General features: G+C 69.5%; 15 protein-coding genes. 10 read left to right on the forward strand and 5 right to left on the reverse strand.

The window, feature by feature from the left end:
- Positions 1–7 precede the first annotated feature (7 nt).
- Positions 8–652 (reverse strand): nitroreductase family protein, encoded by a 645-nt coding sequence (locus tag ACYVKL_RS16650; protein ID WP_379164303.1) that lies wholly within the window; start codon positions 650–652, stop codon positions 8–10.
- 78 nt (positions 653–730) lie between these two features.
- On the opposite strand from ACYVKL_RS16650, the gene ACYVKL_RS16655 reads away from it, so the two are divergent.
- The gene (locus ACYVKL_RS16655; RefSeq protein ID WP_379165758.1) at positions 731–1,099 is read left to right on the forward strand and encodes a winged helix-turn-helix transcriptional regulator; all 369 of its coding nucleotides are present in this window, start codon (positions 731–733) and stop codon (positions 1,097–1,099) included.
- Between the two features lie 7 nt (positions 1,100–1,106).
- Here ACYVKL_RS16655 and cobF read toward each other — a convergent pair whose 3' ends face one another.
- Entirely contained in the window at positions 1,107–1,871 is a 765-nt protein-coding gene (gene cobF / locus ACYVKL_RS16660) for a precorrin-6A synthase (deacetylating) (RefSeq protein WP_379164306.1), read from the reverse strand.
- Positions 1,872–1,891: 20 nt separating this feature from the next.
- On the opposite strand from cobF, the gene ACYVKL_RS16665 reads away from it, so the two are divergent.
- The 5 genes from ACYVKL_RS16665 (at position 1,892) to ACYVKL_RS16685 (ending at position 5,561) form a co-directional block, all read left to right on the forward strand.
- Positions 1,892–2,698, forward strand: a complete 807-nt coding sequence (locus ACYVKL_RS16665; RefSeq protein WP_379164308.1) for a thymidylate synthase — start codon at positions 1,892–1,894, stop codon at positions 2,696–2,698.
- Positions 2,699–2,717: 19 nt separating this feature from the next.
- Complete coding sequence (locus ACYVKL_RS16670; protein WP_379164311.1) at positions 2,718–3,212, forward strand: dihydrofolate reductase; 495 nt, start codon at positions 2,718–2,720, stop codon at positions 3,210–3,212.
- A 105-nt stretch (positions 3,213–3,317) separates the two neighbouring features.
- Entirely contained in the window at positions 3,318–3,644 is a 327-nt protein-coding gene (locus tag ACYVKL_RS16675; RefSeq protein ID WP_213559299.1) for a cupin domain-containing protein, read from the forward strand.
- A 74-nt stretch (positions 3,645–3,718) separates the two neighbouring features.
- Positions 3,719–4,726 carry a Dyp-type peroxidase gene (locus ACYVKL_RS16680; RefSeq protein WP_379164314.1) on the forward strand — a complete coding sequence of 336 codons (1,008 nt, stop codon included), beginning with the start codon at positions 3,719–3,721 and terminating at the stop codon, positions 4,724–4,726.
- Positions 4,727–4,763: 37 nt separating this feature from the next.
- The gene (locus tag ACYVKL_RS16685) at positions 4,764–5,561 is read left to right on the forward strand and encodes a family 1 encapsulin nanocompartment shell protein (protein ID WP_379164317.1); all 798 of its coding nucleotides are present in this window, start codon (positions 4,764–4,766) and stop codon (positions 5,559–5,561) included.
- On the opposite strand, the gene ACYVKL_RS16690 is transcribed toward ACYVKL_RS16685, so the two are convergent.
- Positions 5,562–6,548: a GlxA family transcriptional regulator gene (locus tag ACYVKL_RS16690; RefSeq protein WP_379164319.1), complete on the reverse strand. Its 987-nt coding sequence runs from the start codon at positions 6,546–6,548 to the stop codon at positions 5,562–5,564. It abuts the gene before it with no gap.
- A 134-nt stretch (positions 6,549–6,682) separates the two neighbouring features.
- Here ACYVKL_RS16690 and ACYVKL_RS16695 point away from each other — a divergent pair, with 134 nt between their 5' ends.
- Positions 6,683–7,273 carry a cysteine hydrolase family protein gene (locus tag ACYVKL_RS16695; RefSeq protein ID WP_379164322.1) on the forward strand — a complete coding sequence of 197 codons (591 nt, stop codon included), beginning with the start codon at positions 6,683–6,685 and terminating at the stop codon, positions 7,271–7,273.
- Positions 7,274–7,280: 7 nt separating this feature from the next.
- Here ACYVKL_RS16695 and ACYVKL_RS16700 read toward each other — a convergent pair whose 3' ends face one another.
- Positions 7,281–8,648: a serine hydrolase domain-containing protein gene (locus tag ACYVKL_RS16700; RefSeq protein WP_379164326.1), complete on the reverse strand. Its 1,368-nt coding sequence runs from the start codon at positions 8,646–8,648 to the stop codon at positions 7,281–7,283.
- 165 nt (positions 8,649–8,813) lie between these two features.
- Here ACYVKL_RS16700 and ACYVKL_RS16705 point away from each other — a divergent pair, with 165 nt between their 5' ends.
- From ACYVKL_RS16705 to ACYVKL_RS16715, 3 genes are all read left to right on the forward strand, one after another.
- The gene (locus tag ACYVKL_RS16705) at positions 8,814–9,338 is read left to right on the forward strand and encodes a hypothetical protein (protein ID WP_379164329.1); all 525 of its coding nucleotides are present in this window, start codon (positions 8,814–8,816) and stop codon (positions 9,336–9,338) included.
- 168 nt (positions 9,339–9,506) lie between these two features.
- Positions 9,507–9,953: a hypothetical protein gene (locus ACYVKL_RS16710; protein WP_379164332.1), complete on the forward strand. Its 447-nt coding sequence runs from the start codon at positions 9,507–9,509 to the stop codon at positions 9,951–9,953.
- A gap of 33 nt (positions 9,954–9,986) precedes the next feature.
- The gene (locus ACYVKL_RS16715) at positions 9,987–10,382 is read left to right on the forward strand and encodes an NUDIX hydrolase (protein WP_213559294.1); all 396 of its coding nucleotides are present in this window, start codon (positions 9,987–9,989) and stop codon (positions 10,380–10,382) included.
- A gap of 31 nt (positions 10,383–10,413) precedes the next feature.
- On the opposite strand, the gene ACYVKL_RS16720 is transcribed toward ACYVKL_RS16715, so the two are convergent.
- On the reverse strand, positions 10,414–12,057 hold the full coding sequence (locus ACYVKL_RS16720; RefSeq protein WP_379164335.1) for an MFS transporter: 1,644 nt from the start codon (positions 12,055–12,057) through the stop codon (positions 10,414–10,416).
- Positions 12,058–12,167: the final 110 nt, after the last annotated feature.

Raw genomic sequence — 12,167 nt, forward strand, 5'->3', positions numbered from 1 at the left:
GAGCGGATCAGCGCGCGGGGTAGGACCCGTGGAACACGGTGCGGCCGAGCGGTCGACGACCCGGATGCCGCCGAGTCTCCGCGGCGTACCCGACCGACATGAGCAGCGCGATCGCCAGGTCCGGGCGGTCCTCGATGCCGATCACCTTCTTCACCCGGTCCTCGTCCCACCCGTTCATCGGCGAGGTGGCGAGGCCGAGCTCGGTGGCGGCCAGCATGACGTAGCTCGCGGCGATCATGGCGTCCTTCACCGCGTATTCGCGCAGCAGCCCGCGGTCGGCCAGGTCCTGCTGGAATGCGGTGGAGGCGGCGGCGAATCCGCTGCTGAACTCCTCGGTCCAGGCGTGCGTGCCGCGGGCCAGTTCGAAGATGTCGGACCGATCGGCGCGCCAGGCCTGCGGTTCGGCGACGAAGACCAGCATGACGGGGGCCTCCGCGGGCTGCGGCTGGCCGCCGGTGGCCCAGGTCAGGCCCTCACGCCCGGCCGGGTCGGTCACCACGACCAGCGACCGGTCCTGGAGGTTCCAGCTGGAGGGCGCTTCCATGGCGAGCTCGAGCAGGGTGTCGAGGGTGGCCGCCGGCACCGGGTCGGGGCGGTAGTGGCGGACGGTGCGGCGGGTGCGGATCGCGTCGGCGACGCTCATCGATGTCATGCCACTAACTATTGGAGAGTGACTCTCTATTGGGAAGAAGGCACTAATTAGTGCGCTACTCTCCTGGAGGTGACGATCGTGGAATCCTCCGGCCTCCCCGCCGACGTCTACTCCCCCAAATGCCCCACCCGGCAGGTGCTCGACCACATCGCGGGCAAATGGACCGTCCTGGTCATCGATTCACTGCTGGACGAGGGCACGATGCGCTACACCGAGTTGTCCCGCCGCATCGGCGGCGTCTCCCAGAAGATGCTCACCCAAACCCTGCGCAGCCTGGAGACCGACGGATTCCTCACCCGCACCGTGCACCCCACCATCCCGCCCCGCGTCGAATACGAACTCACCGACCTGGGCCGCAGCCTCGCCGAACCCATTGCGGCGCTGCGCCACTGGACCGAGTCCCACATCAACGACATCGAGCGGGCGCGCGCCGCGGCCGGGAACTGAGCACGCGCTAGAGCGAGCGGCGCAGCAGGTAGATGTCCATGATCCAGCCCTTGGCCTCGCGGAGGGCGGCGCGGCGGCGGGTGATGCGGTTCTCGACGACGCGCAGCGGGCCTTCGATGACGATCTCGTCGGGCATGCCGAGGTAGGCGCCCCACCAGATGTAGATGTCGTCGCCGGGGAGTTGGGTGAAGGAGCATTCGCCGTCGAGCATCACCAGGGTGGACTGGCCGTCGGCGAGGCCCTCGTCGCGCAGGCGGCGGCCGGTGGTGATGTGCAGGGGTTCGCCGATTTCGTGCAGCACGGTGCGGTGGGCGGCGGCCAGGGCCTGGATGCTGGTGATGCCGGGGATGACGTCGTAGTCGAAGCGGAGGTTGCCGCGTTCGAGCACCCGTTCCACGATGCGCAGGGTGCTGTCGTAGAGCGACGGGTCGCCCCAGACGAGAATGCCGCCGACGCCGTCGGTTTCGGCGAAGGCCCGCTCCAGCAGTTCGGCGCGCGCCTCGTGCCAGTCGGCGACCGCGCCCTGGTAGGCGGCGTCGGCGCGGCGGGCGGGGACGGTCCGGTCGCGCGGCGGGTCGGTGATCTCGACGATCGTGTGCGGCTGCTGCACGTGTTCGGCCAGGATGGCGGCGCGCACATCCGTCAGCTCCTGCTTCTCGGCCCCCTTGCCGATCAGAAAGAACACGTCTACCTGGCGCATCGCCTTGATGGCCTGCACCGTCACCTGGTCCGGGTCCCCCGCCCCGATTCCGATCACAAACAGTTTTCGCACGATGCGTAAGCTTGCCAGGCGTGGAGAGCGCCCGAGATACCCAGTACGAGGACCTGCTCCGACTGGTGCTGGAATCCGGCACCCCGAAGGCGGATCGCACCGGCACCGGCACACGCAGCATCTTCGGACATCAGCTGCGCTACGACCTGTCGCAGGGCTTCCCGCTGATCACCACCAAGAAGGTGCATCTCAAGTCGATCGTCTACGAGTTGCTGTGGTTCCTGCGCGGTGATTCCAACGTGAGCTGGCTGCACGAGCACGGCGTCACCATTTGGGACGAATGGGCCGACGAGCAGGGCGAACTGGGCCCGGTCTACGGCGTGCAGTGGCGGTCCTGGCCGTCCCCGGACGGCACCCACATCGATCAGATCTCGCAGGTGCTGCAGACACTGCGCACCGACCCGGATTCACGCCGCATCATCGTGTCGGCGTGGAATGTGGCCGAGCTGGACCGGATGGCGCTCGCGCCGTGCCACGCCTTCTTCCAGTTCTATGTGGCCGACGGCAAGCTGTCGTGCCAGCTGTATCAGCGCAGCGCCGACCTGTTCCTGGGGGTGCCGTTCAATATCGCCAGCTACGCGCTGCTGACCCTGATGGTGGCGCAGCAGACCGAGCTGCAGCCGGGCGAGTTCATCTGGACCGGCGGCGACGTGCACATCTACGACAATCACGTGAACCAGGTGCGCGAGCAGCTGAGCCGCGAGCCCTACCCGTTCCCGGCACTGCATCTGCGGCCGGCGCCCTCGCTGTTCGACTACGCGTACGAGGACGTGGAAATTCAGGGCTACCAGCATCATCCGGCGATCAAGGCGCCGGTGGCGGTGTGAGTACGGGAGTGATCGCGGCGTGAGCAGGACCGTCGGCCTGATCTGGGCGCAGACGACGCAGGGAATCATCGGGCGGGACAACACGATTCCGTGGCGCGTGCCCGAGGACATGGCGCATTTCAAGGACGTGACCTTCGGGCATCCGGTGGTGATGGGCCGGAAGACGTGGGATTCGCTGCCCGCGCGTTTCCGGCCGCTGGACGGGCGCCGCAATATCGTCGTGACCCGGCAGCCGGACTGGTCGGTGGACGGCGCCGAGCGCGCGGGTTCCCTGGACGAGGCCCTGGACATGACGGCCGGGAAGTCGGTGTGGATCATGGGTGGCGGCGAGATCTATCGCGCCGCAATGCCTTTCGCGACCGAGTTGATCGTCACCGAGATCGACGCGGAGATCGACGGCGACACCAGGGCCCCCGCGATCGACCGGCAGTGGCGGGCCGAGGCAGCGGATTGGCGCGAGTCCTCGACGGGTCTGCGCTATCGCTTCCGCCGTTATACGCGGCCCGTCGTATAACGCGACCATTCCTCGTCCGGCAATTCCTGCACACACCGCCTCGAAACCGCCGAGCCGCCCGGGTGTGTCCGGCATACTCAGCGATACTCCGGCGAAAGGCAGTCCATGGACAAGAAGTCGCTGACCGCGGTTGCTCGCCAGCAGCTGAAGCTGGCCGCGACCGCCTCGAGCGGGCGCAGCTCGTCGACCATCTACGGTGGCCACGCGCACAGCCTGCGGCAGACCGTGATCGCGCTGACAGCCGGACAGACGCTGGCCGAGCACGAGAATCCGGGCGAGGCGACGCTGGTCGTGATCAGCGGTGTGCTCGTGCTGATCAGTGGCGCCAACGAGTGGAAGGGCTCGGCGGGTGACCTGATCGTCATTCCGAATGCCCGGCACAGTGTGAAAGCCATCGATGACGTGGCGTTTCTGCTGACCGTCGCCAAGTAGCCGGCGGGGCCGGGAGCCTGACACGGCCGTACCGGAAGGGTGGGTGCTCGGCGGCCTCGCCTAGGCTGGGCCCCATGGGTGAGCCACAGTCGATCCTCGACCCGCTGACACCGGCTGCCATGTTCCTCGTCGTCACGATCGACGAGGGTGGCGAGGCGGTGGCGCGGGATTTGCTCGCAGATCTGCCCGGGTTGCGCCGTTCGGTCGGCTTCCGGGTCCCCGGTTCCGGCCTCACGTGCATCACGAGCATCGGATCCGCCGCCTGGGACCGATTATTCGCGGGGCCGAAACCCGCACAGCTGCACGAGTTTCCGGGTTTCGCGGGTGAGAAGCATCAGGCCCCGGCCACGCCCGGAGATCTGTTGTTCCACCTCAAGGCCGAAACCCAGGACGCCTGTTTCGAATTGGCGATGAAGCTCGCCGAACGGCTGGCCGGGGCGGGCACCATCGTGGATCAGACGGTGGGCTTCCGCTATTTCGAGCAGCGCGATCTGCTCGGTTTCGTGGACGGCACCGAGAATCCGGAGGGTCAGCTCGCCGTCACCGCCGCGCTGGTGGGTGACGAGGATCCCGAATTCACCGGTGGCAGTTATGTGATCGTGCAGAAGTACCTGCACGACCTGGATTCGTGGAAGGCGCTCTCGACCACCGAGCAGGAAAAGGTGATCGGGCGAACGAAACTCGACGACTACGAGCTCGACGAGGCCGAGCAGCCCGCGAATTCCCATGTTGCCGTGAACGATCAGGCGGTCAGCGGCAATATCGTGCGCGCCAATATGCCGTTCGGCTCGGTTCAGGACGGCGAGTTCGGCACCTATTACATCGCCTACGCCGACGATCCGGCGGTGACCGAGACCATGCTGACCCGCATGTTCCTGGGCAGCGCGGACGCCGCCTACGACCGCATCCTGGATTTCTCCACCGCCGTCACCGGCACCTCCTTCTTCACCCCGCCCGTGGCGTTCTTCGACGCACTGCCCGACGCGCCCGCCCCGGCGGTCGCGGCGGCCGGCGCGCCGGAATCCGATGGCGGCGGGACCGAAAGCGGCTCGCTGGGAATCGGCGCGCTGCGAAATCGTTGAGTACCTACGAAATCGTCGAACCGAACGGAGCTGACGGATGAACAACCTGCATCGCGAACTCGCGCCGATCACCGCGGAGGCCTGGAAGGCCATCGAGGAGGAGGCGACGCGAACCTTCAAGCGGCACATCGCCGGTCGTCGGGTCGTCGACCTGTCCGGGCCGCACGGCGTCGACTATTCCGCGGTGGGCACCGGCCGCACCACGGCGATCGAGTCCCCCGGCGACGGCGTGCAGGCGCGGCGGCGCGCGGTGGTTCCGCTGGTCGAGTTGCGGGTGCCGTTCGCGCTCTCGCGCGCGGAGCTCGATACGGTGGAGCGCGGCGCACAGGACGCCGATCTGGACCCGGTGAAGGCGGCGGCCAAGAAGATCGCGTTCGCCGAGGACCGGGCGATTTTCGAGGGCTATCCGGCGGCCGGGATCACCGGTATCCGTTCGGCCACGTCGTGCGAGCCGGTGAAGCTGCCCGGCGACCCGCGGCTGGCCCCGGAAGCGGTGGCGCAGGCGTTGAGCAAGCTGCGGCTGGCCGGTGTGGACGGACCGTATTCGGTGCTGCTGTCGGCGGATCTGTACACGGCGGTGAGCGAGACCTCCGACCACGGCCACCCGATCCGCACCCACATCGAGCGGCTCATCGACGGCGACATCATCTGGGCCCCGGCCATCGACGGCGCGTTCGTGTTGTCCACGCGCGGCGGCGATTTCGACCTGCAGGTGGGTCAGGACCTGTCCATCGGCTATCTCGCCCACGATGCCGAGACGGTGCAGCTGTACTTCCAGGAGAGCCTGACGTTCCTGGTGTACACAGCGGAGGCGGCGGTCGCGCTGGAGGCGTGATCAGTTGATCCGGAAGCGGTTTCGATACTCCGTCGGCGTCGTGTCCAGCGTGCGCCGGAAGGCCCGGGTGAGGGTGTCGGTGGTGTTGAAGCCGCTCAGGGTCGCCACCCGTTCCAGCGTGTGGTCGGTGGTCTCGAGCTGATTGCGGGCGAATTCGACGCGGGCGGACTCGATGTAGGCCGCCGGCGTGGTGCCGAGGTCGGTCTTGAAAATGCGGGTCAGCTGTCGTTCGCTGACGTGCGCCCGCGCGGCCAGGTCGGCGACGGTGAGCGGTTCGGCCAGGTGCCGGGTGATGTGGTGGCGCAGGTCGTCGATGCGCCGGGTGGTCGAGATCGGTTCGAGTGACACGCTGAATTGACTCTGTCCGCTGGGCCTTTTCAGGAACATGACGAGCTGCCGCGCGACCCGCAGCGCGAGCGCGTCGCCGAAATCGTCGGCGACCAGCGCGAGGGCCAGATCCAGGCAGGCGGTGAGTCCCGCACCGGTCCAGACGTTCTCGTCGCGGATGAAGATCGGATCCGCGTCGACGTCGACGGCCGGATGCTCGGCCGCCAGCTGCTGCGCGGTCGACCAGTGGGTGGTGGCCCGCTTGCCGTCGAGGAGTCCGGCGTCGGCGAGGATGTGCGCGCCGACGCAGACCGAGGCGACCCGCCGCGTCCGGGCTGCGAGCTCGCGCACCCGCGCGACCACGGCCGGGTCGCTGAGCGCCCGCACCCGGCCGTCGCCGTCCACCTCGACCGAGCCCGGCACCACGAGCGTGTCGATCCGGCGGCCGGCGAGCTCGGCGAAGGTGAGTTCGGGCAGTACCCGCACCCCGGCGGAGGTGGTCACCGGGTCGAGGGTCTCGGCGGCCAGCGCCACGTGATATCCGGTGGCCCCGTTCATCTCTCGTTGCAGCAGTGCGAAGACTTCCGGCGGCCCGGTGACGTCGAGCAGGTCGACGCGATCGAACAGCACGATGACCACGAAGCGTTCGACGGTTTCCACGGCTGGTCGTCCCTCCCACCACGATGTCCGGATCTGCAGGTTACATGACATTTCCGACACGACCGCGGGCCCATAGCGTGGAAAACGTCCACCGCACCGGGCGGTCCGGACCCCGCACCTTCGGAGGAATCCCCATGTCCGCACAGACTTTGCGCGACCTCAGCGGCCTCGATCAGACCGCCGCCACCCTGGCCGACGCGACCCTGATCCTGGTCGACTACCAGAACACCTACATCCGCGGCGTCATGGAGCTGACCGGCTGGGAGCCCGCCCTCGACGCCGCCGCCGACCTGCTGGCCCGCGCCCGTCGCGCCGGTGCGCCGGTCATTCACGTCGTCAACGACGGCGGCCCGGGAACCCCGTACGACATCACCGCCGAGATCGGCCGCATCCATCCCCGCGTCGCGCCCATCGAGGGCGAACCCGTTGTGGTGAAGCAGGTTCCGAACGGCTTCGTCGGCACCGATCTCGCCGACCGGGTGGACGCCGCGGGCCGCGACCGGCTCGTCATCGCCGGTTTCATGACCCACATGTGCGTCGCCTTCACCGCCCAGGGCGCGTTCCTGCGCGGCGATCACGTGACCGTGGTCGCCGACGCCTGCGCCACCCGCCCGTTGAAGTCCGCGGTCGGCGAGGTGAGCGCCGCGCAGCTGCACGACAGCGCCCTGGCCACGGTGGCCGACCTCTTCGGTGTGGTCGTGGCCTCCGCCGCCGACCTGAACTGAGCGAGGATCAGGGCTGGCGGGGCATGGCCCGGCTGGTGTGCAGGTAGCGGGCGGCGGCGTGGCCGTCACCGTCGATCAAGCCGTAGACGGCGTGGCGGCCGCGGATCGGATGGGCGGCGATCAGGGCGTCGGGGCGCAGGTGCAGCAGTTCGATGCGGTCCGGGACGGAGACCAGGGCCGCCTCGGGGGTGAGCGGGATCGTGGAGAGCCAGGCGCGGCCGTCGGGGTCGACGTCGATGGCGTGCTCGTACATGGCCGAGCGGTAGCGCCCGCTGACCAGTGCGGCGTCGACCGGTTCGGGCCGGGCGGGCGGTACGGCGCGGGCGGGCAGCCGGACGCCCGCGTGCTCCCACAGCAGGTCGTCGACCAGGTCCCGGTAGAGCGCGAAAGCGTTGCCGCCGTTGGCCAGCACGGTGATCGCGACCCCGGCGGCGGGTGCGATGCGCAGGAAGGCGTTCTGGCCGATGGTGCTGCCGTCGTGCCCGAACACGCCGCTTCCGGCCGGATCGAACAGCTGCCAGCCCGCACCCCAGTGCGTGCCGTATCCGATGTCGGGCACCTCGACCTGTGGCCGGGTCATCTCCCGGACCAGGGCTTCGGGGAGCAGCGCGACACCGTCGGCGGTGCGGCCGCCGGACAGGTGCAGCCGGGCGAAGCCGAGCAGGTCGCGCGCGGACATCGCGAGCCGGGCGCCGGCGGGGGCGTTGGAGGCCGGTAGCGCCCACACCGGTGCGGGCTGGGGTCCGGTCTCCGGCGCGAATCCGGTGTGCCCGACAGCGGCTCGGAACAGGATGGCCGCGTCGGCGTCGGTGGCGACCCGGGTCAGCCCGAGCGGTGCCACCAGTCGTTCGCGCAGTACCGCGTCGAAAGGCTTGCCGCGCAGCACTTCCAGGAGTCGGCCGAGCACGACGTAGCCGCTGTTGCAGTAGGAGAACATCGCGCCGGGCCGGTGCACCTGTCGGGCGTCGGCGATGGCGGGCAGGAACTTCTCGACCGCGTCGGCGCCGCGCCCGGTGTCGAGGAACAGGTCGCCGTCGATGCCGGAGGTGTGGGACAGCAACTGCCGGATGGTGATCGCCGCGGTGGCCGTCTCGTCGCGCACCCGGAATTCGGGCAGGTAGCGGCGCACCGGGGCGTCGAGGTCGATCAGTGTCTCGGCGGCGAGCTGCATGATCAGGGTCGCGGTCCAGGCCTTGGTGACCGAGCCGATCTGGAACACCGAATCCGTGGTCGCCACAACGCCTGTCGCGGTGTTCAGCACTCCGGCCGCCGCGTCGTGGATGCGGCCGCCGGTCAGCACCGCCACTTGCGCGCCGGGGACTCCGTGCTCCTCGATCAGGTCGGTCAGTCGGCGCTCGAGGTCGGTGTGGGGCATGCGTGACTCCTTCGGGCGGTCCGGGACCACCGGCGCCCGGCGCGTTGTGGCGGGCACCGTAGGTTAGGTCGATCGGGCCGTCGGTGTCGAGATCGGCGGGGAGTCGGCGCGGACGAGACGGCACGGGTACGGTGACCCGCAGTCGACGGCGGGAGGTGTGGAGCGATGGTGCGGGCGGGCGTGGTACCCGGGCGGCGGATTGCCGGTTACTTGGCGGCGGGCGTGTTCGCGGTGGCCGTCGTGTGCGCGGGGACGGTCGGCGCGTTCGGGTTGAATCGGGTGTTCACCGGCCTGTTCTTCGGGGCGGCCGCCGCGGTCGCGCTGTTGTTCGCGCTGTTCGGGCGCGACGGCGTGGAATTGACCGAGGACGCGATCGTGCTGCGGACGCCGTGGGCGCGCTCGACGGTGGCGTGGCAGCGGGTGGTGGCGGGCCGATTCGCGCTGGACGAGTCCGGCCGCTGGACGCTCGCGCTGGATCTGAACGGCGGCGACGAGCCGCATCAGGAGCTGGTGCTGCTGTCCGTCCCGCCGGTGCGGCGCCCCGTCGCGAACGCCTATGACCTGCGTAAACGTGAGCAGGTCAACGAGATTCGTACGATGCTGCGGCACAAGCGGATTCCGGTGACGATTCTCCCGGAGATCGCCGAAGCCCTTCAGCGCCATTGGAAGATCGCCCCGCCCGCCCGCTGATTCCGCGGCTCTCACCTAGGGGATGTCCCCTAGACAACGACGACCACAGGCCGATGCGGCCGCACCCGCCGCCGCCCGAGAATCGTTGGTGTGGCCGGTGATCGCAGCGTTCTCTCTGGAACCTCACAGCCACGGCGGATCGGGCGCACAGCAGCGGGTGTGAGGGTGATGAACGTGGCGTTGAGCGTTGTGGCGGAGGACTACCGCCGATACGGATGGACGATCGAGGCGACGGGCGATGGCGTCGACTTGATCACCGACGAGCGGATCGCGGCCATCGAACTCTCCGGTTCCGCCGCCGCGGGCGTGCGCCGATACCTGCGGGCCAACAACCTGTCCGGCCCGGTGATCGAGGTCCCGGGGACGCAGCGGCGGGAGATCCATCTGGTCACCGGGGTGGCCAAGGCCGCCCGGGCGATCGAGGGCCTGCGCGCCGCGGGCGCGATCGTCCACACCGGCGGCGCGCGGGTGCCGCTCCCGGACGCGCGGCGCGCGACCGCCTGGGGCGTGATGCCGCGCGAGGCGCGCTGGGTGCCACCGGTCGTCGCACTCGCCGCCGCCGTGCGGGCCGTGGCCGCCCTCGACCGCAAGCGGCTCGGACGCGTGGCCTGCTGACCCGCCGCGCCCGGCCCTGGCTAGGGTGAGCGGGTGATTCGAACCGCGGCCTTGGCGCACATCCGGGATCGCCGCATGCTGCAGACCAGGTCCGGCGGCAAGAGCGTCTTCTACATGGCGGGCGGCAAGATCGATCCGGGCGAGACCCCGGAGATGGCCCTGCACAGGGAGATTCGCGAGGAGCTCGGCGTCGGTACGGCCGGTGTCAGCGAGCTGGGCGTGTTCGAGGCCGAGGCGTACGGGCACGCGCCGGGCACCCGCTTGCACATGACCTGTTTCCTCGGCGAGCTCACCGAGGAGCCGCGCGCCTCCGGCGAGATCGCCGAGCTGCGCTGGTTCACCCTCGCCGAATACGCGGCCATGGACGAGGTCGCGCCCGGCTCCCTACTGGTCTTCCAGCGACTGCACGCCCTCGGCCTGATCGACTGACCCGACGCTCATCGGGTCGCTGTCGCGGCGGTCAGTTGTCCTGCCCCTCCGCGGTTTCGGCAGCATCCTCGGCGGGTGTCCCGGTGTAGGGCCGGTTCGGGATGCGGCTGGCCGAGGCCAGGCCGACCAGCAGGATCAGAGCGGCGGCGAGCAGGGTGGTGCGGGTGGAGTCGGTGAAGGCGCGGCTCAGCGCATCCACGATGGCCGGGCCCGCGCCGTGCTCACGGACCCCCGGGATGGCGCCACCGGCCGACTCGCGGGTGGCGGTGGCGAGGGTGTCGGCCGCCTTCGACGGCAGGTCGGGGACCTTCGCGAGCCGGTTGGTCAGGTCGTGCGCCAGCGCTCCGGACAGCAGCGCACCGATGACCGCGGTACCGAACGCCGAGCCGACCTGCCGCACGGTGCTCTGGGTGGCCGAACCCTGGCCGGAATTCTGCGGCGGCACATCGGCGAGCACCACCCCGGTCAGCTGGGCCGAGGCCAGCCCGAGCCCGATGCCGTAGCCGATCAGCAGCACCGCCAGCCACCAGCCGGAGATGTGCGGGGAGACGAACAGTGCGGCCAGCGCCACGGCGACGGCCTCGAAGGCCAGGCCCAGCTGCACCACTCGCACCGGCCCGTACCGCCGGACGATGCCCTCGGCGATGCCCGCGGCCAGGAACGCGCCGACGGCCATGGCGGCCAGGACGTAGCCCGCGCCGAGGGTGGAGAGCCCGAGCACGTTCACCATGAACAGCGGCAGCACGAACAGCAGACCGAATTCGCCCAGCGCCACCAGGAACGCGGTGATGTTGCCCCAGCGGAAGCTGGGGATCTTGAACAGCGCCGGGTCCAGCAGCGCGGAGCGGCCGAGCAGATTGCGATGCTGCTCCCAGCGCACGAACAGGTACAGCGCCAGGGCGCCGAGCGCCAGCAGCACCGGGATCGGCGAGATCGGCGCGGTGGCCGGCCAGTGCCGGCCCGCGATCGGGAACTCCCGCAGCGGCTTCCACCAGCCGTAGGTCTGGCCTTCGATGAGCGCGAACACCAGCAGCGCGAAACCGATTGCGCTGAGCAGGAACCCGTCGACGTCCAGTCCGGGCGCGTTCTTGCCGGCCCGGGTCTCGGGCACGAACAGCACCAGTCCGATCAGCACCAGCACACCGAGCGGGATGTTCACCAGGAAGATCCACGGCCAGGTGAAGTAGGTGGTGAGCCAACCACCGAGCAGCGGGCCGATGGCCGCGACACCGGAGATGACCGAGCCCCACACCGCGAAGGCGATGGTCCGGTCGCGTCCCCGGAAGATCGCGTTCATGGTGGCCAGCGTGCCGGGCATGACGCCGGCCGCGCCGACGCCCTGGATGACGCGGCCGAGGATGAGCGGTGCGGCACCGTGTGCCCGCGCGGCCAGGATGCTGCCGACCAGGAAGATGACGACGCCGACGGCGAACATGGTGCGCCGGCCGAGCCGGTCGCCGAGCCGCCCGCTGGTGATCAACAGCGCGGCCAGCACGACCGCGTAGATGCTGTTGATCCATTGCGCCTGAGTGAAACTCAGCTGGAGCTGGTCGATGAGGACCGGCAGCGAGACCGAGACGATGGTGCCGTCGAGCACCACCATGGACAGTCCGAGCGCCAGCACTCCGAGGGTGATCCACTTCTTGCGCCCCAGATCGGGCTGGGTTTCCGTCATGCGTCGCTCCCGCCGCTGAACAGTCGTCCGAAGACGCCGATGTTCCGGTTAGCTACCAATGCGCGATTTGTCCGTTTGTCAGTGTAGGCCGAGGTGACTGGACAGCTGAA

Source organism: Nocardia tengchongensis (assembly GCF_054781395.1).

Coding starts and splice junctions, on each gene's coding strand:
- ACYVKL_RS16685 (WP_379164317.1), top strand. CDS start 4,764: ATGAACAACCTGCATCGCGAACTCGCGCCGATCACCGCGGAGGCCTGG.
- ACYVKL_RS16720 (WP_379164335.1), bottom strand. CDS start 12,057: ATGACGGAAACCCAGCCCGATCTGGGGCGCAAGAAGTGGATCACCCTC.
- ACYVKL_RS16705 (WP_379164329.1), top strand. CDS start 8,814: ATGGTGCGGGCGGGCGTGGTACCCGGGCGGCGGATTGCCGGTTACTTG.
- ACYVKL_RS16675 (WP_213559299.1), top strand. CDS start 3,318: ATGGACAAGAAGTCGCTGACCGCGGTTGCTCGCCAGCAGCTGAAGCTG.
- ACYVKL_RS16680 (WP_379164314.1), top strand. CDS start 3,719: ATGGGTGAGCCACAGTCGATCCTCGACCCGCTGACACCGGCTGCCATG.
- ACYVKL_RS16700 (WP_379164326.1), bottom strand. CDS start 8,648: ATGCCCCACACCGACCTCGAGCGCCGACTGACCGACCTGATCGAGGAG.
- ACYVKL_RS16650 (WP_379164303.1), bottom strand. CDS start 652: ATGACATCGATGAGCGTCGCCGACGCGATCCGCACCCGCCGCACCGTC.
- ACYVKL_RS16710 (WP_379164332.1), top strand. CDS start 9,507: ATGAACGTGGCGTTGAGCGTTGTGGCGGAGGACTACCGCCGATACGGA.
- ACYVKL_RS16695 (WP_379164322.1), top strand. CDS start 6,683: ATGTCCGCACAGACTTTGCGCGACCTCAGCGGCCTCGATCAGACCGCC.